The sequence below is a fragment of the Methylobacterium sp. WL19 genome, from assembly GCF_008040005.1.
In the GTDB taxonomy this organism is placed as follows: Bacteria; Pseudomonadota; Alphaproteobacteria; order Rhizobiales; family Beijerinckiaceae; genus Methylobacterium; species Methylobacterium bullatum.
In genome coordinates, this window is sequence record NZ_VRVC01000007.1 from 26,418 (window position 1) to 43,838 (window position 17,421).

16 protein-coding genes and 4 tRNA genes are annotated in these 17,421 nt (G+C 66.0%); 5 read left to right on the plus strand and 15 right to left on the minus strand.

Annotation, left to right across the window (positions count from 1 at the left end; translation table 11 throughout):
• Window positions 1-50: 50 nt before the first annotated feature.
• The 8 genes from FV220_RS02955 to rpmI form a co-directional block, all read right to left on the minus strand.
• Window positions 51-629 (minus strand): NAD(P)H-dependent oxidoreductase, encoded by a 579-nt coding sequence (locus FV220_RS02955; protein ID WP_147829573.1) that lies wholly within the window; start codon window positions 627-629, stop codon window positions 51-53.
• 120 nt (window positions 630-749) lie between these two features.
• Entirely contained in the window at window positions 750-1,586 is an 837-nt protein-coding gene (locus tag FV220_RS02960) for a DUF1186 domain-containing protein (protein ID WP_018044561.1), read from the minus strand.
• Window positions 1,587-1,835: 249 nt separating this feature from the next.
• The gene (gene pheT / locus FV220_RS02970) at window positions 1,836-4,259 is read right to left on the minus strand and encodes a phenylalanine--tRNA ligase subunit beta (protein WP_147829575.1); all 2,424 of its coding nucleotides are present in this window, start codon (window positions 4,257-4,259) and stop codon (window positions 1,836-1,838) included.
• A complete protein-coding gene (locus FV220_RS02975; protein ID WP_147829577.1) occupies window positions 4,256-4,726 on the minus strand; it encodes a hypothetical protein in 471 nt (156 codons plus the stop codon). Before FV220_RS02975 ends, pheT begins: the two co-directional genes overlap by 4 nt.
• A gap of 3 nt (window positions 4,727-4,729) precedes the next feature.
• Window positions 4,730-5,014, minus strand: a complete 285-nt coding sequence (locus FV220_RS02980; RefSeq protein ID WP_147829579.1) for a hypothetical protein — start codon at window positions 5,012-5,014, stop codon at window positions 4,730-4,732.
• Window positions 5,015-5,031: 17 nt separating this feature from the next.
• Complete coding sequence (gene pheS, locus FV220_RS02985) at window positions 5,032-6,114, minus strand: phenylalanine--tRNA ligase subunit alpha (protein ID WP_018044557.1); 1,083 nt, start codon at window positions 6,112-6,114, stop codon at window positions 5,032-5,034.
• Between the two features lie 198 nt (window positions 6,115-6,312).
• The gene (gene rplT, locus FV220_RS02990; protein ID WP_018044556.1) at window positions 6,313-6,687 is read right to left on the minus strand and encodes a 50S ribosomal protein L20; all 375 of its coding nucleotides are present in this window, start codon (window positions 6,685-6,687) and stop codon (window positions 6,313-6,315) included.
• A gap of 46 nt (window positions 6,688-6,733) precedes the next feature.
• Window positions 6,734-6,937: a 50S ribosomal protein L35 gene (gene rpmI / locus FV220_RS02995; RefSeq protein ID WP_018044555.1), complete on the minus strand. Its 204-nt coding sequence runs from the start codon at window positions 6,935-6,937 to the stop codon at window positions 6,734-6,736.
• A 318-nt stretch (window positions 6,938-7,255) separates the two neighbouring features.
• Here rpmI and FV220_RS03000 point away from each other — a divergent pair.
• The 4 genes from FV220_RS03000 to FV220_RS03015 all read left to right on the plus strand — a co-directional run bounded on the left by FV220_RS03000 (window position 7,256) and on the right by FV220_RS03015 (window position 8,500).
• Window positions 7,256-7,332, plus strand: a tRNA-Asp gene (locus tag FV220_RS03000).
• Between the two features lie 57 nt (window positions 7,333-7,389).
• Window positions 7,390-7,466, plus strand: a tRNA-Asp gene (locus tag FV220_RS03005).
• 125 nt (window positions 7,467-7,591) lie between these two features.
• A complete protein-coding gene (locus tag FV220_RS03010) occupies window positions 7,592-7,807 on the plus strand; it encodes a hypothetical protein (RefSeq protein ID WP_056146211.1) in 216 nt (71 codons plus the stop codon).
• A 192-nt stretch (window positions 7,808-7,999) separates the two neighbouring features.
• Window positions 8,000-8,500 carry a CAP domain-containing protein gene (locus tag FV220_RS03015; RefSeq protein WP_056146582.1) on the plus strand — a complete coding sequence of 167 codons (501 nt, stop codon included), beginning with the start codon at window positions 8,000-8,002 and terminating at the stop codon, window positions 8,498-8,500.
• A gap of 25 nt (window positions 8,501-8,525) precedes the next feature.
• Here the strand turns inward: FV220_RS03015 and FV220_RS03020 are convergent, their stop codons facing one another.
• The 7 genes from FV220_RS03020 to FV220_RS03050 all read right to left on the minus strand — a co-directional run bounded on the left by FV220_RS03020 (window position 8,526) and on the right by FV220_RS03050 (window position 15,649).
• Window positions 8,526-8,780, minus strand: a complete 255-nt coding sequence (locus tag FV220_RS03020) for a hypothetical protein (RefSeq protein ID WP_056146214.1) — start codon at window positions 8,778-8,780, stop codon at window positions 8,526-8,528.
• A gap of 46 nt (window positions 8,781-8,826) precedes the next feature.
• Window positions 8,827-8,902 (minus strand) — tRNA-Val (locus FV220_RS03025).
• A 116-nt stretch (window positions 8,903-9,018) separates the two neighbouring features.
• Window positions 9,019-11,448, minus strand: coding sequence for an endopeptidase La (gene lon, locus FV220_RS03030; protein ID WP_018044551.1), 2,430 nt, complete (start codon window positions 11,446-11,448; stop codon window positions 9,019-9,021).
• Between the two features lie 251 nt (window positions 11,449-11,699).
• Entirely contained in the window at window positions 11,700-12,971 is a 1,272-nt protein-coding gene (gene clpX / locus FV220_RS03035) for an ATP-dependent Clp protease ATP-binding subunit ClpX (RefSeq protein WP_018044550.1), read from the minus strand.
• Between the two features lie 223 nt (window positions 12,972-13,194).
• Window positions 13,195-13,821, minus strand: a complete 627-nt coding sequence (locus FV220_RS03040; RefSeq protein WP_026176059.1) for an ATP-dependent Clp protease proteolytic subunit — start codon at window positions 13,819-13,821, stop codon at window positions 13,195-13,197.
• A gap of 132 nt (window positions 13,822-13,953) precedes the next feature.
• Complete coding sequence (gene tig / locus FV220_RS03045; RefSeq protein WP_056146585.1) at window positions 13,954-15,390, minus strand: trigger factor; 1,437 nt, start codon at window positions 15,388-15,390, stop codon at window positions 13,954-13,956.
• Between the two features lie 174 nt (window positions 15,391-15,564).
• Window positions 15,565-15,649, minus strand: a tRNA-Leu gene (locus tag FV220_RS03050).
• A 196-nt stretch (window positions 15,650-15,845) separates the two neighbouring features.
• Between FV220_RS03050 and FV220_RS03055 the strand changes: the two genes are divergently transcribed.
• Window positions 15,846-17,345: a multicopper oxidase family protein gene (locus tag FV220_RS03055; protein ID WP_147829581.1), complete on the plus strand. Its 1,500-nt coding sequence runs from the start codon at window positions 15,846-15,848 to the stop codon at window positions 17,343-17,345.
• The last annotated feature ends 76 nt before the right edge of the window (window positions 17,346-17,421 follow it).

The following is a 17,421-nucleotide window of genomic DNA, read 5'->3' on the forward strand; positions in this document are numbered from 1 at the left end:
TGCTCGACTCTGGCGTGAGCATCCGCTGAGAAATCCAATCGAACAGGCTTTCAATACGGGGTGCCCTTGGCGCGCTGCGCCTTCAGGGCCTCGGCGTGCCAGACGAGCTCGTCGAGGAACCGCTTGGCGGCCTTCGAGAGCCATTCCTCCTGCGGCACGCCCTCTTCGTCGAGCGCCTTGTGGATGCGGGGGATCGGCAGCAGCGACGCGATGCTCGGCGCGCCGAGCTCGGCCATCATCGCCCGGAGCTGCATCGCCGCCCGTACCCCACCATATTGACCGGCCGAGTAACAGACGATGGCCGAGGGCCGCCAGAAATACTCTTCGAGGAAATGATCGAGCGTGTTCGAGAGGGCCGGCGGGATCGAGTGGTTGTACTCGGCCGAGACGACCACGAACGCATCCGACCGGCGGTAGAGCGTGGCAAGGTCGTCCAGCACCGGAGGCGCCTCGCCCTTGGGATATTCCTTGTACATCTTGTCGAGAAGCGGAAGCTTCAACTCGGCCGGGTCCACCAGCGGAGCTTCGATGCCGCGCTCCTGCAGGCGCGCCACGAGGAATCGCGCCGCGCGCAATCCCTGACGTTCGCTGCGGACGGAGCCGAGGATGACGGGGATCACGAGGGACATGGCGCTGCTCCGGCGAAGATGAATGCGGTGGGTTCATCGTAACGCCACAGGTGAAGGCTGTCGCGTCCTCGCGACCGGACCCGCCGGACCTTTACGGTCCGGGCCGATCCTCACCCTTCGTCAGGCCGCGTTGAGGCAGCACTTCTTGTACTTCTTCCCGCTTCCGCACGGGCACGGATCGTTGCGGCCGATCTTCACCGGATTGCGGATCGGAAGGCCCGCCCCCTCGGCGGTCCAGGCCAAGGCCCCGATGGGATCGTCGAACGTGCCGTAATTCTGTCCGTCGAACCGCTGCAGGTCGCTCGGCTTCGCGGTCGCCCGGCGCAGGGTGGTGTGAAACCACCCTGCATCGCTGAACTCGTCGCTCAGACGCCCGTCGGCCCTGGCCGCCGTGCTCCGCAGGGCAAGGTCGGCGAAACCGAGAAGCGCGATGGTCTCCTCCCAGCCGACCCAGGCGATGTCGCCCTCGACGGCGGCGCGCTTGTCGTCGAACCGCACGAGGAGATCGTGGGTCTGGGTCCGGTCGATCCGTCCGATCTGGGTCAGGTAGGCGAGGGCGGCGAAGACTTCGTAGCGGGCAAAGCCGTCCACCGTCGAATCGAGCAGCAGCGCATGCATCGGCGCCACGTCGCCGTCGAAGAGGCTGGTGAGCATCTTCGCCATGGTGATGGTGAGGGCGTCGCCGAGGAGCGCGTCCAGCCCGTCGGAATCCTCGCGCCGCAGGATGGTGAGAAGCGGGAGGAAGGCCCGCGTCTCGCCGGCCGCCGCCAGGACGTGTACTCCCCAGAACAGCAGGTTGCCCTGCGCCTCGTCGAGCTCCTTGCCCTCCGCCGCCATGCCAAGGACGGCGAGGACCGGCTCGGCGATGTCGGCGGGGCTCGCCAGGGCCTCAAGCATCGCCGCCTTCGGCAGATGCTTGGCGGCCGACAAGACGTCGATCAGTTCCTGGTTCGCCATGTGGTCGGCTTCCTTGTCTGGAGTTCCGAGCGCCGTTTCAAAGCCTGTCGGATCGGATTTTTCGGTGGCTGCTCATGCTCGAGTCGATCATCGAAGCAGACAACCTCATCCTGAGGTGCCCTTTGCCCCGGCGAAGGGCCTCGAAGCAGGCCTCCAGAGGCCGGTGCGTGATCTGGAGCCCTCCTTCGAGGCCGCTACGCGGCACATCGGGATGAGGTAAGGCCTTGGAAAAACACCTCAGACAAGCTCTCACCCCCTCAAAGTCGCGCCGGTCTTGCGGGCGACCTCGGCGACGATCTTGGCCGTCACGGCCTCGATCTCCGTGTCGGTAAGGGTCCGCTCCACCGGTTGGAGCCTCACCGCGATGGCGACGGATTTCGCGCCCTCGGGAATGCCCGTCCCCTCGTAGATGTCGAAGACGTCGATCCCGGCGATGAGCTTGCGCTCGGCAGCTTGCGCCGCCTTCACAACCTCGCCCGCCGCCACGTCGCGCCCGACGACGAAGGCGAAGTCGCGCGAGATCGGCTGGAAGTCGGAGAGGGCCAGCGCGGGCTTCACCTTGGTGGGGCGGTATTTCGGCAGGGGGATCGTATCCAGGGTGATCTCGAAGGCCACGAGCGTGCCCTTCAGGTCCAGAGCCTTCATCACGCGGGGGTGGATCTCGCCGAAATAGCCGATCTGGTTCTTCGGCCCGAACTGCATCGTGCCGGAGCGTCCGGGATGAAGCCAGCCGGGACCACCCGCCACGATCTGGAGGCCGCCGGTCGGCACGCCCAGCGCCGTGAGGAGCGCCAGCGCGTCGGCCTTCGCCTCGAACGCATCGACGGTGGCGGCGGCCCCCGCCCAATGGCGGCCGGCGCCCTCGTGGCGTGCCGTTCCCCGGCGAATGGCCGTGGCGCGGATCGACTGGCCCTCGGGCTGGTCGGTCTCGAAACACTGGCCGACCTCGAACAGGGCGACGTCGCCATAGCCGCGGTCGGCATTGCGCTGGGCCGCCCGGAGTAGGCCGGGCACCAGGCTCGGGCGCATGTCGGAGAGATCGGCGGCGATGGGGTTGGCCAGCGCCAGATCCGCCTTGCCGCCACCGAACAGGACGGCGTCGTCATGCGGGATGAACGACCACGTCACCGCCTCCACGAGGCCGCGCGTGGCCAGCGCCCGCTTGGCGAGACGCGTGCGCTTCTGCAGGGGGGTCAGCGTCGCCTTGGCGATGGCGGCATCACCGCGCGTCAGTGGCTTCGGCTCGATCCGGTCGAGGCCGGCGATGCGGATGATCTCCTCCACGAGATCGGCCTTGCCTTCCACATCCGGGCGCCAGGACGGGGTGAGAACCTTCACCCGCTCGCCCGAGCCGGCCACGTGAAACCCGAGGGTCTCCAGCGTCACCTTCATCTCGGCGCGGGACAGCTCGATCCCGGCGAGCCGGCGGGTCTCGGTCCAGGGAAAATCGATGACACGCTCGGTCTCGGGCAAGTCACCGGCGATCACCGCCTCGCTCGGCGTGCCGCCACAGATCTCGACGACCATGCGGGTGGCGAGGTCGAGCCCCGGCAGGGCGAAGACGGGGTCGACGCCGCGCTCGAAGCGGTAGCGGGCATCGGTGATGATGCCGAGACGCCGGCCGCTCTGGGCGATGTTCACCGGATCCCACAGGGCGGATTCGATGATGACGTCCACGGTGCCGTCGTCGCAGCCGGAGGCCTCGCCGCCGATGATGCCGCCGATGGATTCGGGGCCGTTCTCGTCGGCGATGACGACGATGCCGTCATCAAGCGCATAGGTCTTGCCGTCGAGGGCCTTCAGGCTCTCGCCGTCGCGGGCGCGACGGACCGTGAGAGCGCCCTTCACCTTGGCCGCGTCGAAGACGTGGAGCGGGCGTCCGCGATCGAAGGTGAGGTAATTGGTGATGTCCACGAGTGCGTTGATCGGGCGGAGGCCGATGGCGCGCAGGCGGGCCTGCATCCAATCGGGGGAGGGGCCGTTCTTCACGCCGCGCACGAGGCGCAGGGCGAAATACGGGCACAATCCCTTATCGAGGGGCTCGAAATCGAGGGCGACCGGCACGGGGCACTCGCCCTCGCCCCGCACAGGCGGCATCGGCTCGCGCTTCAACACGCCGATGCCGGCAGCCGAAAGATCGCGGGCGATGCCGTGGATCGAGGTACAATCCGGGCGGTTCGGGGTGAGGTTGATCTCGATGACCGGATCGTCGAGCCCGGCATAGAGCGCGTAGGTCTGGCCGGTCGGGGCGTCCGCCGGCAGGTCGAGGATGCCGCTGGATTCCTCGCCGAGGCCGAGTTCGGCGCCCGAGCATAGCATGCCGAGGCTCTCGACGCCCCGGATGTTGCCGACCGCCAAGGTCTTGTCGAGACCGGGCACGTAGGTGCCGGGGGGCGCGAACACCGTCTTCATCCCGGCGCGCGCATTCGGCGCTCCGCAGACCACCTGCACGGGCTGCCCGTCGCCGGCATCCACGGTGCAGACACGCAAACGGTCGGCATTGGGGTGCTGTTCGGCCGTGAGCACATGGGCGATGACAAAAGGCGCGAGCGCCGCCGCCTTGTCCTCGATGCCTTCGACTTCGAGGCCGATCCGAGTCAGCGTCTCGGAGATGTTCTCCAGAGACGAGTCGGTGTCGAGGTGCTCCTTGAGCCAGGAGAGGGTGAATTTCATTTTCTTCTCGCCTGGAAGAGGAGGTGAACGGCTAGGGTCTGACGGTCTGGGCCGGTCAAACCCTCTAAGCGCGAGACGACACTTCTTGCCCGATCAAGATGTTCCTTGACCGCGGCCAGTTCGAACAGGTTGCTCCGGGGAGGCGAATAATCCGCAATCATGCGCGCCTCCTGAAGCTGGATCAGGTCGGTTCCGATGTCCCGTAGAGCGATCGTCTGCTTCAACGGGCCATTCGTCTGGAATGCATTCTTCATCGGGCCATGATCGATGCCGCGATAGACGCGTTCGAAATCAGCGGAGTTGGTATCGCCGCCGGGCAGCATCTCGGAAGCACAAAGCCACATGAGGGCATGGAAAGCCGCATAGTAGGCCGAGCTAACGGCCCGCCGCTTCGCCGCACCGCTACGGGGGTTCTGTTCGACCAGAGCTTCCGCCTGATCCAACATGAGATCGACCATCGACGCCATGGATCAGTCTATATCGCTCTCAGTCTGCTTTTCGCTGGCGACATCGTTCTTCAACAAGATGAAGCGATCCTCTCCTCGGCTGATGAGAGCAGACCTCAAGATATGGCTGGCATTCAGCAGCGGATCGGGCTTCGTATCTGGCCGACGTTGATAACGAGCGACGATCTTGATGACCGGATCTCCGTCAAAATCCGAACTGGAGACGGCTTCGGCCCCCAGGAACCCGGCCTCGGGAACCTGCTCGCGCAGAACCTCGGACACCAGTCTGGTAATCTCCTGATCGGTCATCGATCGCTCCATGCCCATCAACTCGTCAGCCCGGCCACCAAGCTCGGGATGTCCAACGGGCGGAAGCCGTAATGCTCCAGCCATCGCACATCCGCCTCGAAGAACGGGCGCAGGTCGGGCGTGCCGTATTTCAGCATCGCGATCCGGTCGATGCCCATGCCGAAGGCGAAGCCCTGGACGAAATCCGGGTCGTAGCCGCAATTCCTGAGCACGTTCGGATGGACCATGCCGCAGCCGAGAATTTCGAGCCAGTCGGTGCCCTCGCCGAAGCGGATCTCGCCGCCTTTGCGCGAACACTGGATATCGACCTCCGCCGACGGCTCGGTGAAGGGGAAGAAGGACGGCCGGAACCGCATCTTCACCGCATCGACCTCGAAGAAGGTGCGGCAGAACTCCTCCAGCACCCATTTCAGGTTGGCGATGGTGGCGCTCTTGTCGATCACCAGCCCCTCGACCTGATGGAACATCGGGGTGTGGGTCTGGTCGGAATCGTGGCGATAGGTGCGGCCGGGGCAGATCACGCGGATCGGCGGCTCCTGGGACCGCATGGTGCGGATCTGGACCGGAGACGTATGGGTGCGCAGCACCTTGCGCTGGCCGTTGCGGTCGGGCGCCAGGAAGAACGTGTCGTGCATCTCGCGCGCCGGATGGCCGGGCGGGAAGTTGAGGGCGGTGAAGTTGTAATCGTCGGTCTCGATGTCCGGGCCTTCGGCCACTGAGAAGCCCATATCGGCGAAGATCGCGGTGATCTCGTCCATGACCTGGCTGATCGGATGGATGCGCCCGCGCGCTTCCGGCGCCTCGCGCACCGGCAGGGTCACGTCGATCCGCTCCGCCGCGAGGCGGGCTTCGAGGGCTGCTTCGGCCAGTGCCTCGCGCCGCGTGGCGATGGCGCCCTGGACCCTGTCGCGCAGGCCGTTGATGAGCGGACCGCGCTCCTTGCGCTCGTCCGGCGTCATGCTGCCGAGGGTCTTCAGCAGGTCGGAGATCGAGCCCTTCTTACCGAGCGCCGCGACGCGCACGGCATCGAGGGAGGCCTCGTCGGACGCGCTCCCGACCTGTCCGAGCAGATCGCCTTCGAGGGTTTCGAGATCGGTCATCGGTTCAAACCACCGGTTGGCATCTGGCCTTCGGATCGTGTGCGGCCCCCGCGAGCGGTTTTGCGGGTAAGCGCCGCCAATGCAAGCGCGCCTGCCGACGATCCTTTGCGAAAAACGAAGGCGCGGCACCTTTCGGTCCGCGCCTTTCGCATCGACGAATGAGAGGGCGTGTGAACGCGCCTCAGGCAGCCTTACGGATCAGGCAGCCTTGGCGAGGTCCGGGAGAGCGGCCTTGGCCTTCTCCACCACCACCGCGAAGCTGGCCGGCTCGTGAATGGCGAGCTCGGACAGGGCCTTGCGGTCCACCTCGATGCCGGACTTCGCGAGACCGTTGATGAAGCGCGAATAGGTCAGGCCGTGCTCGCGGACAGCGGCGTTGAGGCGCTGGATCCAGAGAGCGCGGAACGTGCGCTTCTTGTTCTTACGATCGCGGTAGGCATACTGCATGCCCTTCTCGACCGCCTGCTTGGCGATCCGGATCGTATTCTTGCGCCGGCCGTAATAGCCACGGGCGGCCTTGAGGACTTTCTTGTGCTTTGCGTGACTGGTCACGCCGCGCTTGACGCGGGCCATGGGTTCTCTCCTGGATTACGAAAACAGTATCGGCTGCGGCGAAGGATTACCGGCTGTTGGGCAGGAAATACTTCTTCACGTTGGCAGCATCGCCCTCGAACAGGGTGGTGGTGCCGCGCAGGTTGCGGATCTGCTTCGTCGTCCGCTTGATCATTCCGTGGCGCTTGCCGGCTTGGGCATACATAACCTTGCCGGTGCCGGTGATCTTGAAGCGCTTCTTCGCGCCCGACTTGGTTTTCAGCTTGGGCATTTGGCTCTCCTGAACGCGCATGCCCTCCGACCCTGGGACAGGTCGAAGGCGTGCGCTCGGTTGATGCTTCTGATGGAGCAGCACGAACCGCCACGGCAGCCCTATCGGCCGGGCGGTTCAACGCGAGGGGGCGTATGACAGAAAAGAGACGTGGTTTCAATGGCGGCCGTGCTCGTCGAGCCGTCTCCCCGTCCGCACGATCCCGTCTCGAAACGACGGTGACCGGATTTTCCATGGAAATGCGGCGTCCGGTTGCTTGACAGGCCGGGGTGCGGAAACTAGACCCCCGACACCGCCGGAAACGGGGCGGGACGCCGTGCGGGCGTAGCTCAGTTGGTTAGAGTGCCGGCCTGTCACGCCGGAGGTCGCGGGTTCGAGTCCCGTCGCCCGCGCCACGTCCATCATCGACCCGCATCATGTGGGACGATCCGAATGCCAAGCTACCCAGATACGCGGGCGTAGCTCAGTTGGTTAGAGTGCCGGCCTGTCACGCCGGAGGTCGCGGGTTCGAGTCCCGTCGCCCGCGCCATTCACACAACCCAAATCACCGAACGTGCAGCCTCGATACGGGTCGCGCCGGGGATACACTCGACACGGGACGTTCGCGCCCTAGCCTTTTCCCGAGCGCAACTCGCGAAATGGGCTGTCCGAACCATGGCAGGCTTCTTCTTCCTGTATTTCACCGCCTGCATGGCGAATGCGCCGGAAACCTGCGAATCGAAGCGGCTGCCGCTCGATGTCGCCGATGCGAGGGGCTGCATCCGCGTGGCACAGCCGCAGTTGGCGCGGTGGATCGACACCCATCCCGACTACCGTATCACAGCGTGGCGCTGCGGTTCGCCGCCCCGGGAGCTCGGAACGCGGATCTGACGGGATCGGCGCGGGGTTCGAGCTTCGCCTGAATCCATCCGCACAAACACCACGCGTGGCGGATCGGATACACCCGCCCGTCCAACGACCCGGTTCGTCCCGCCGCCGCGATTTCGCCCCATCGGACCGGGATGGCGGAGCCGACGACACCGCAGCGCAGCGAACCGGCACCGAGCGATGATCCCCTTTTCCATGTCTCCCATTCTGTCGCGGCTATGCGCCGTCGTCCTCGTGGGGAGCCTACTGACGCTCGGCGGCTGCGGCGGGCCGACGATCCTGCCCGAGGCCGACAACCTCACCAGCCCGGTGATCCTGGACGAGGGTGCCGCCGCCGCGGCGATCTCCCGCTACAGGGCGTCGCACGGCCTCGGCCCGGTGGTGCTGGATTCCAGCCTGATCAGGGCGGCCTCCTACCAGGCGGAATCCAATGCCAAGGCCGGCAGGCTCAGCCACGAGATCGGCGGCACCTTCGAGTCGCGCATGGCGCGGGCGGGATTCGGCCGCTCCTTCGCGGCCGAGAACCTCAGCGCCGGCTCCAACACCTTCGACGAGGTGCTCGCTCGCTGGAAAAATTCGTCCGAGCACAACAAGAACATGCTGATGCCTCAGCTGAAGCGGATCGGCATCGCCCGCGTCGATGCGCCGGGTACGCGCTACAAGCGCTTCTGGGCCCTGGTCCTCGCAGGAAACTGAAGCGCATCCGTCCTCGCAGCGCGGCTCAATCCGTGAGCTGATCCGACTCGGTCAACCCGTCCTGGATGCTGCGGATGATCGTGCGCATCTCGGGGATCATCGCGATGGCCCTGGCGATCCGCAAAGCCTCCTCGCGGGTCATGAGGCCGGTCGCCTCCCGCTTCTCCGCCTCGTCGGAAAAGTAGGTCCAGGCCACGGCGGCCCCGTCCGCATCCTCGATACAGAAACTCTCGACCTTCTCGACGACGAGCCAGGGTGTGGGGAAGCCGCGCGCGGTCATCGCTGGTCTCTGTAGCCGGGGAGGGGCAAGGGAACGGGAAGAGGCGTGGTGGGCGGTGACGGGCTCGAACCGCCGACCCTCTCCGTGTAAAGGAGACGCTCTACCAACTGAGCTAACCGCCCGATGCGCGCCGCATCGTTAATCCAAGCATCGTCGGGATGGCAACCCTCAGCGGGCCACAAAGAAAAGGCCCCGGAGCGTACTCCGGGGCCTTTCCATTTTCAAAGCACCCTATCGCCTAATGGGCGATCACGGTGGCGGGCTCGTCCTCGCCGACGACGGGACGGCGCGGCGAGGGGAGGGGCTCCTCCCACTCGATCGGCACCGGCTGCCGCACGAGGGCGTGCTTCAGCACCTGATCCATCCGCGAGACCGGGATGATCTCCATCCCGTTCTTCACGCTGTCGGGCACCTCGGCGATGTCCTTGGCGTTTTCCTCGGGGATGAGGACGGTCTTGATCCCGCCGCGCAGAGCCGCGAGCAACTTCTCCTTGAGGCCGCCGATGGGCAGGATGCGGCCACGCAGGGTGACCTCTCCGGTCATCGCCACATCCTTCCTCACCGGGATGCCGGTGAGGGTGGAGATGATGGCGGTGGCCATGCCGATACCGGCAGACGGACCGTCCTTCGGGGTCGCCCCTTCGGGAACGTGGACGTGGATGTCGCGACGCTCGAACAGCGGAGGCTCGATGCCGAAGTCGACGGCCCGGGAGCGGACATAGCTTGCCGCAGCCGAGATCGACTCCTTCATCACGTCACGCAGGTTGCCCGTGACCGTCATCTTGCCCTTGCCGGGCATCATGACGCCTTCGATCGTCAGCAACTCGCCGCCGACCTCGGTCCAGGCGAGCCCCGTCACCACACCGACCTGATCCTCCTCGTCGATCTCGCCGTAGCGGAACTTCGGCGCACCGAGGAAATTCGGCAGGTTCTCCTCGGTGACGGCGACGGCCTTCACCTTGGTGATGAGGATCTCCTTCACCGCCTTACGGATCAGGTTCGAGATCTCGCGCTCCAGGTTACGCACGCCCGCTTCCCGCGTGTAACGGCGGATGAGCATGAGAACGCCCGAATCGTCGATCTCCCATTCCTTGACCGTGAGGCCGTGCTTCTTCACCGCCCCCGGGATGAGGTGCTTGCGCGCGATCTGAAGTTTCTCTTCCTCGGTGTAGCCGGCGATACGGATCACCTCCATGCGGTCCATCAGGGGCGCAGGGATGTTGAGCGTGTTCGCCGTGGTCACGAACATCACGTCCGAGAGGTCGTAATCGACCTCGAGGTAGTGATCGTTGAACGTGCCGTTCTGCTCCGGGTCGAGCACCTCGAGGAGCGCCGCGGACGGATCGCCGCGGAAATCCTGGCCCATCTTGTCGATCTCGTCGAGCAAGATGAGCGGGTTCGAGGTCTTGGCCTTGCGCATCGACTGGACGATCTTGCCGGGCATCGAACCGATATAGGTCCGACGGTGACCGCGGATCTCGGCCTCGTCACGCACGCCGCCCAGCGACATCCGCACGAATTCGCGGCCGGTCGCCTTGGCGATGGACTTGCCGAGCGAAGTCTTGCCGACGCCGGGAGGTCCGACAAGGCACAGGATCGGGCCGGTGAGCTTGTTGGCGCGCTGCTGCACGGCGAGATACTCGACGATGCGCTCCTTGACCTTCTCAAGACCGAAATGGTCCTGGTCGAGCATGGTCTGGGCGCCCAGCAGATCCTTCTTGATCCGCGACCGCTTCGACCACGGGATGCCGAGCATCCAGTCGAGGTAGTTGCGCACGACGGTGGCCTCGGCCGACATCGGCGACATCTGGCGGAGCTTCTTCAACTCGGCCGTCGCCTTCTCACGGGCCTCCTTCGAGAACTTGGTCTTCTCGATCTTCTCCTCGATTTCGGCGAGCTCGTCCTTGCCGTCCTCGGAATCGCCCAGTTCCTTCTGGATCGCCTTCATCTGCTCGTTGAGGTAGTACTCGCGCTGGGTCTTCTCCATCTGCCGCTTCACGCGGGTCCGGATGCGCTTTTCCACTTGGAGCACGGAGATCTCGCTCTCCATCAGCGACAGGACGCGCTCGAGGCGCTCGGCCACCGTGGGGATTTCGAGGATCGCCTGCTTGTCGGCGATCTTGACCGCGAGATGCGAGCCGACGGTATCGGCGAGCTTCGAGGGCTCGTCGATCTGGGTGACAGCGGAGACGACCTCGGGCGAGATCTTCTTGTTGAGCTTCACGTAGTTCTCGAACTCGGAGATGACCGAGCGGGCGAGCGCCTCGGCCTCGACGGGGTCTCCGAGCTCGTCGGTGAGCGTCTCGACCTCGGCCTCGTAGAACGAATCCGATTTGTTGAAGTTCGTGATCCTGGCGCGACCCGCGCCTTCGACGAGCACCTTCACGGTGCCGTCGGGCAGCTTCAGCAGTTGCAGGACGCTGGCCAGCGTGCCGATCTTGTAGATCGCATCGGTGGACGGATCGTCGTCGCTGGCATTGATCTGGGTGGCCAGCAGGATGTGGCGGTCGGTGCGGACGGCCTCTTCGAGGGCGCGGATCGACTTCTCGCGGCCGACGAAGAGCGGCACGATCATGTGCGGGAAGACGACGATGTCGCGCAAGGGCAGAACGGCGTAGGAGCCCGTCGAACCCGGAACGACCGGCTGGCGAGATTTCGATTGGGACATGTCGGACTTCCTCTTGATGGACTCCGGGCTCTAGCTCCTCGAAATGAGCAAGCATCCTGCCACGGGCCGACCAGGCCGCATCGCGGGGTCGGGGACATCGTTGAACTGTGAGGCTGGAGGCGGACACCGCACCTCAGAAGGTGAGCGTGCGGCCGTCGCGTCTGACAATTCAGATGGAAGCCGGGGAGGACTTTTTCAAGAATTCTCCCCGGACCGTTTCGGCGGCTAACCTCGGCCGCCGAGTCGCACCCTCAGGCGCTGACGCTCGCCGGAACGTCCTTGTTGCGGTCGCCGTGGATGTAGAGGGGGCGCGACTTGCCCTCCACCACTTCCGGACCGATCACCACCTGCTCCACGGATTCGAGGCCGGGCAGGTCGTACATCGTCTCGAGCAGGATGGTCTCGAGGATCGAGCGCAGACCACGGGCGCCGGTCTTCCGCTCGATGGCCTTGCGGGCCACCATGGAGAGCGCCTCGTCCTGGAAGGTGAGGTCGACATTCTCCATCTCGAACAGGCGCTGGTACTGCTTGACGAGCGCGTTCTTGGGCTCCTGCAGGATGCGCTTGAGCGCGGTCTCGTCGAGGTCCTCCAGCGTCGCCAGCACGGGCAGACGGCCGACGAATTCCGGGATCAGGCCGAACTTCAACAGGTCCTCGGGCTCGACATTGCGGAAGATCTCGCCGGTGCGGCGGTCGTCCGGAGCCTGGACGGTGGCGCCGAAGCCGATCGAGGTGCCCTTGCCGCGCGCCGAGATGATCCGCTCCAGGCCGGCGAAGGCGCCGCCGCAGATGAAGAGGATGTTGGTGGTGTCGACCTGCAGGAATTCCTGCTGCGGGTGCTTGCGGCCGCCCTGCGGAGGCACGGAGGCGACGGTGCCTTCCATGATCTTGAGGAGGGCCTGCTGCACGCCTTCGCCCGACACGTCGCGGGTGATCGACGGGTTGTCGGACTTGCGAGAGATCTTGTCGATCTCGTCGATGTAGACGATGCCGCGCTGCGCCCGCTCGACGTTGTAGTCGGAGGCCTGGAGCAGCTTGAGGATGATGTTCTCGACGTCCTCGCCGACATAGCCGGCCTCGGTCAGCGTCGTCGCGTCGGCCATGGTGAAGGGCACGTCGAGGATGCGGGCCAGGGTCTGCGCGAGCAGGGTCTTGCCCGAACCGGTCGGCCCGATCAGCATGATGTTGGACTTCGCCAGCTCGACGTCGTTGTGCTTCGAGGCGTGGGCGAGGCGCTTGTAATGGTTGTGGACCGCGACGGAGAGAACCTTCTTCGCGAAATCCTGGCCGATAACGTAATCGTCCAGAACGCGGCGGATCTCCTTCGGCGTGGGCACGCCGTCACGCGATTTCACCAGGGAGGACTTCGATTCCTCGCGGATGATGTCCATGCACAGTTCGACACACTCGTCGCAGATGAACACCGTCGGGCCCGCGATCAGCTTGCGGACCTCGTGCTGGCTCTTGCCGCAAAACGAGCAGTACAGCGTGCTCTTCGAGTCGTTGCCGCCAGTCTTGCTCATGTCGGTCTCCGTTCGCGGGTGCGACGCCAGCCCCGGGGCGCACGCGCATCTTTTAAGATCTAAGGGCGCCCGCCTAAAGAAACAGTCACCTGCGCGCTTTCTGCCGGTAGGTCAGACTCGCGATGCAAGCATGCTGCCGCGACGGGATCAAGGCAAAGCCGCACGCGCGGCCCGCCTCTAAAGGACGCGCCGGGGCCGCCAGGCGGCCACGGCGCGGTCGAAATCAGGCGGCGGCCGGCTCGGGACGCTTCTGGATCACTTCGTCGATCAGGCCGAATTCCTTGGCCGCGTCGGCGGTCATGAAATTGTCGCGCTCGAGCGCCTGGACGATGGTGTCGTAGTCGCGCCCGGTATGCTTCACGTAGATCTCGTTGAGGCGCTTCTTCAGCGCTTCGATCTCGCGGGCATGGATCAGGATGTCCGTCGCCTGGCCCTGGAACCCGCCGGAGGGCTGGTGGACCATGATGCGGGCGTTCGGCAGCGCGAAGCGATGGCCGGGCTCGCCGGCGGTGAGCAGCAGCGATCCCATCGAGGCGGCCTGGCCGACGCAGAGGGTCGTCACCGGGCAGCGGATGAACTGCATCGTGTCGTAGATCGACAGGCCCGAGGTCACCACGCCACCGGGCGAGTTGATGTAGAAGGAAATTTCCTTCTTCGGGTTCTCGGCTTCGAGGAACAGCAGCTGCGCCACGATCAGCGAGGCGCCGTAATCCTCGACCGGGCCGGTGAGGAAGATGATCCGCTCACGCAGCAGGCGGGAATAGATGTCGAACGCGCGCTCGCCGCGGCTCGACTGCTCGACCACCATGGGAACGAGTGCGCTGTTATAATAGTCGACCGGATCTCTCATCATTCTCGTGCCCCAGGCTTCAAGGGGTCCGGCCGCGCGAATCAGGGCGCGGGCCGGACGTGTCAGCGAACTACGGCGGCGGTGAACGCCGCCTTTACATCCAAGCCCGCCGCCCTTTTGGGAGCCTCGAGCTCAATCGACCTTGGCGACGGCCGGCAGATCGTCGCCCGAAGGAGCCTGGGATTCGTCCGCCTTCGACTCGGTCGATTCGGCGCTGGCCGCATCGGCATCCTCATCGGCGAACAAAGCATCCTTCGAGACGGGCTCTTCGACCAGCTTCACCTGAGCGAGGACATGGTCGACGACCTTCTCCTCGAACAGGGGTGCGCGAAGCTCGGCCAGGGCCTGTGCGTTCTTCCGGTAGAAGTCCCAGACCTGCTGCTCCTGCCCGGGATACTGCCGGACACGGGCGATCAGGGCCTGGTTCACCTCGTCGTCGCTGACCTTGATATCGGCGGTCTCGCCCACCTGCGCAAGCACCAAGCCGAGACGGACGCGCCGCTCGGCGATCTTGCGGTACTCGGCCGTGGCCTTTTCCTCGGTGGTTCCCTCGTCCTCGAAGGTCTTGCCGCGGGTCTTCAGATCCTGCTCGACCTGGGCCCAGACGGCGGCGAATTCCTGGTGGACGAGGCTCGGGGGCAGTTCGAAGGCGTATTTGCCGTCCAGCGCGTCGAGGAGCTCCTTCTTGAGCTTGCGGCGCGACTGGGCCTCGAAATCGCCGCCGAGGGCGCCGGCGACGGCCTCCTTCAGCTTCTCCAGCGATTCCATGCCGAAGCCCTTGGCGAGCTCGTCGTCGATCTTGGTCTCGCCCGGAGCCTGGATCGCCGTGACGGTCACGTCGAACTCGGCGTCCTTTCCGGCGAGATGCTCGGCACCGTAGGCCTCGGGGAACGTGGACTTCACGACCAGGGACTGGCCGACCTTGGCGCCGACCAGCTGGTCCTCGAAGCCGGGGATGAACGAGCCCGAGCCGAGTTCCAGATCGACACCCTCGCCCTTGCCACCGTCGAACTCGACGCCGTCGATCTTGCCGACGAAGTCGATGGTGACGCGGTCGCCGGTGGCGGCCTCGGCGCCCTCGTCCTTCGGGGTGAAGGCGCGGTTGGAGGAGGCCATGCGGGTGATGGCCTCGTCGACTTCCTCGTCGCTGGGCTTGGCCACCTGCTTCGTCAGGGTGACGTCGGACAGGTCGGCGAGCTCGAAGCTCGGCAGCACTTCGAGGGCGACGTTGAAGGACACGTCGTCCTTGGCTTCGAGCGCCCGGTCGACGATCGAGGCCTCGCCGGGGAATTCGATCTTCGGCTCGAGGGCGAGCTTCAGGTTGTTGTCGGTGACGATCTTCTGGTTGGCCTCGTTGACCGCGTTCTGCAGCACGTCGGCCATCACCGAGCGGCCGTAGAGCTTGCGCAGATGGGCCACCGGCACCTTGCCGGGGCGGAAGCCCTTGATCTGGGCCTTGTCCTTGAGGGTGGACAGCTCGGTCGTCAGGCGCTCTTCGAGCTCCTTGGCGGCCAGAAGCACCTGGAACTCGCGCTTCAGACCCTGGGAGAGTGTCTCGGTCACCTGCATCGTCGTCTTCCCGCTGTCGTCCGTGTGATCGGTCAAAAATTCTCGCGTGGCACCGCCGTCAGGGCGTGACACCACAGGCGGCGTTTGACGAAGCGCGCCCGACCGGAGGCCGACTCCGAGCGGCAGAGCGGGCCGGCCATCGCTGTGAGCCAATCCGTTCCCGACGGCGGAGGCTGGTGCGGGCGGAGGGGCTCGAACCCCCACGTCTTGCGACACTGGAACCTAAATCCAGCGCGTCTACCAGTTCCGCCACGCCCGCAAGCGCCAACGCCCGGCGCGCCTTTTCAGCCGCCAGAGCGCGGTCCTATAGCATGCGCGCGCAAGTCCGCAGCAAAAAAATAAGACGTCGTCCATCGGGCGCGCGGCGGCGGTTGGCGCCGCGCGGGAGCGCCGTCTACAAGCATGCCGGCGGGGCGGATGCGACCGCCCGTCCATCGACTTCCGTCCGAGGTGACATGCCGAGTTCCGACCCGAAGAATGGCCGTTCCCCCTCGGAGACCGGCGGCCTGTCCCGCCGTTCCCTGATCGGCCGGGCGGCGGCCCTCGGCCTTGCCGGACCGGCTTTCATCACGGTCGCGGAGGCGCAGACGGGGCCGGGGAAAGCCGCACCCAAGCCGGCGCCCGCACCGGCAAAGCCGATGGAACCGTTAGCAGAGCCGCGCGCGCTCGTCGCCGGGCCGGGGGCGAACCGCCTGAAGCCCGAGCCCGCCGCCGAGACGCCGGTCTGGACCTTCGACGGCAAGGCGAGCCTCCCCGTCATCCGGGCGAAGCTCGGCGAGACCGTCCGCCTGCGCGTCGAGAACAAGACGGACAAGCCGCTCTCCCTCCACTGGCACGGGGTCCGCAACCAGAACGCCATGGACGGCGTCGGCGGCGTGACCCAGCCGCCCATCGCTCCGGGGGCGGACTTCACCTACTCCTTCGTCCCGCCGGATGCGGGCACGTTCCTGATCCGGCCCCTCGTCGTGGGCGGTTCGAGCGAACCCTCGGGGCGGGGCCTCGCCGGTGCATTGATCGTCGAGGAGACCGCGCCGCCCTCCCTCGACCAGGACCTCGCGCTGCTGATGCAGGATTGGCGGCTGGAGGAGAACGGTGCGCTGATGCCGTTCGGGCAGGCCGCCTTCGCCGCGGCCTCCGGGCGCCTCGGCAACCTCGTCACCATCAACGGCAAGCCGGTCCCCGAGGCGATCGAGGCCCGTCCGGGATCGCGCATCCGCCTGCGGCTCGGCAATGTCTGCAACGCGCGCGGAACCCGCATCCGGTTCGAGGGCGCCAAGGTCTACGTGGTGGCGGTGGACGGCCAGCCCACCGACACGTTCGAGCCCCTGCGCGCGACGCTGCCCTTCCCCCCCGGCACCCGCTACGACCTGATGCTCGACATGCCGGCGGAGGCCGGCGCCAGCGTCACCGTCAATGCCCTGGTGGGCAACGGCCTCGTCCTGGCGACCCTCACCGCCAAGGGCCAGCCGGTGACGGAGAAGCGTGCGCCGATCGCGCCGGTGGGCGAGAACAAGCTCCTGCCCGCCGAGGTCAAGCTGCAGAACGCCGTCCGCCGCGACATCGCGATCACCGGCGGCGCCAAGCTCGACAAGGACAAGCCCAACGCCGAACCGGCCTATTCGGGTGACCCGAACCGGGTCTGGGCCATCAACGGCATCACGGGCGCCTCCGGCGTGGCTCCCTCCTTCACGGTGAAGCGCGGCCAGGTGGTGGTGCTCGCCATCCGGAACGACACCGCCTTCCCGCAGGCCCTGCACCTTCACGGCCACGCCTTCCGGCTGCTTCACCCCCTGGACGACGGCTGGGAGCCCTATTGGCTCGACACGTTCCAGCTGCTCGAGGGACGCACGGCCCGGATCGCCTTCAAGGCGGACAATCCGGGCCGCTGGGTCATCGGCTCCACGGTGCTGGAGCGGTTCGACACCGGGCTGTGGACGAGCTTCGAGGTGACCTGAGGGACGAAGGGCCGCCTTTTACGGCCTCCGCCGACCTGCTCGGAGCCTGTCCGAGTAGTTTCCCCAAGACGTCACC

Coding starts and splice junctions, on each gene's coding strand:
- FV220_RS02960 (WP_018044561.1), bottom strand. CDS start 1,586: ATGGCGAACCAGGAACTGATCGACGTCTTGTCGGCCGCCAAGCATCTG.
- rplT (WP_018044556.1), bottom strand. CDS start 6,687: ATGGCCCGCGTCAAGCGCGGCGTGACCAGTCACGCAAAGCACAAGAAA.
- rpmI (WP_018044555.1), bottom strand. CDS start 6,937: ATGCCCAAGCTGAAAACCAAGTCGGGCGCGAAGAAGCGCTTCAAGATC.
- FV220_RS02955 (WP_147829573.1), bottom strand. CDS start 629: ATGTCCCTCGTGATCCCCGTCATCCTCGGCTCCGTCCGCAGCGAACGT.
- clpX (WP_018044550.1), bottom strand. CDS start 12,971: ATGAGCAAGACTGGCGGCAACGACTCGAAGAGCACGCTGTACTGCTCG.
- FV220_RS02980 (WP_147829579.1), bottom strand. CDS start 5,014: ATGACCGATCAGGAGATTACCAGACTGGTGTCCGAGGTTCTGCGCGAG.
- FV220_RS03010 (WP_056146211.1), top strand. CDS start 7,592: ATGGCAGGCTTCTTCTTCCTGTATTTCACCGCCTGCATGGCGAATGCG.
- pheS (WP_018044557.1), bottom strand. CDS start 6,114: ATGACCGATCTCGAAACCCTCGAAGGCGATCTGCTCGGACAGGTCGGG.
- FV220_RS03040 (WP_026176059.1), bottom strand. CDS start 13,821: ATGAGAGATCCGGTCGACTATTATAACAGCGCACTCGTTCCCATGGTG.
- pheT (WP_147829575.1), bottom strand. CDS start 4,259: ATGAAATTCACCCTCTCCTGGCTCAAGGAGCACCTCGACACCGACTCG.
- lon (WP_018044551.1), bottom strand. CDS start 11,448: ATGTCCCAATCGAAATCTCGCCAGCCGGTCGTTCCGGGTTCGACGGGC.
- FV220_RS03055 (WP_147829581.1), top strand. CDS start 15,846: ATGCCGAGTTCCGACCCGAAGAATGGCCGTTCCCCCTCGGAGACCGGC.
- FV220_RS02975 (WP_147829577.1), bottom strand. CDS start 4,726: ATGGCGTCGATGGTCGATCTCATGTTGGATCAGGCGGAAGCTCTGGTC.
- tig (WP_056146585.1), bottom strand. CDS start 15,390: ATGCAGGTGACCGAGACACTCTCCCAGGGTCTGAAGCGCGAGTTCCAG.
- FV220_RS03015 (WP_056146582.1), top strand. CDS start 8,000: ATGTCTCCCATTCTGTCGCGGCTATGCGCCGTCGTCCTCGTGGGGAGC.
- FV220_RS03020 (WP_056146214.1), bottom strand. CDS start 8,780: ATGACCGCGCGCGGCTTCCCCACACCCTGGCTCGTCGTCGAGAAGGTC.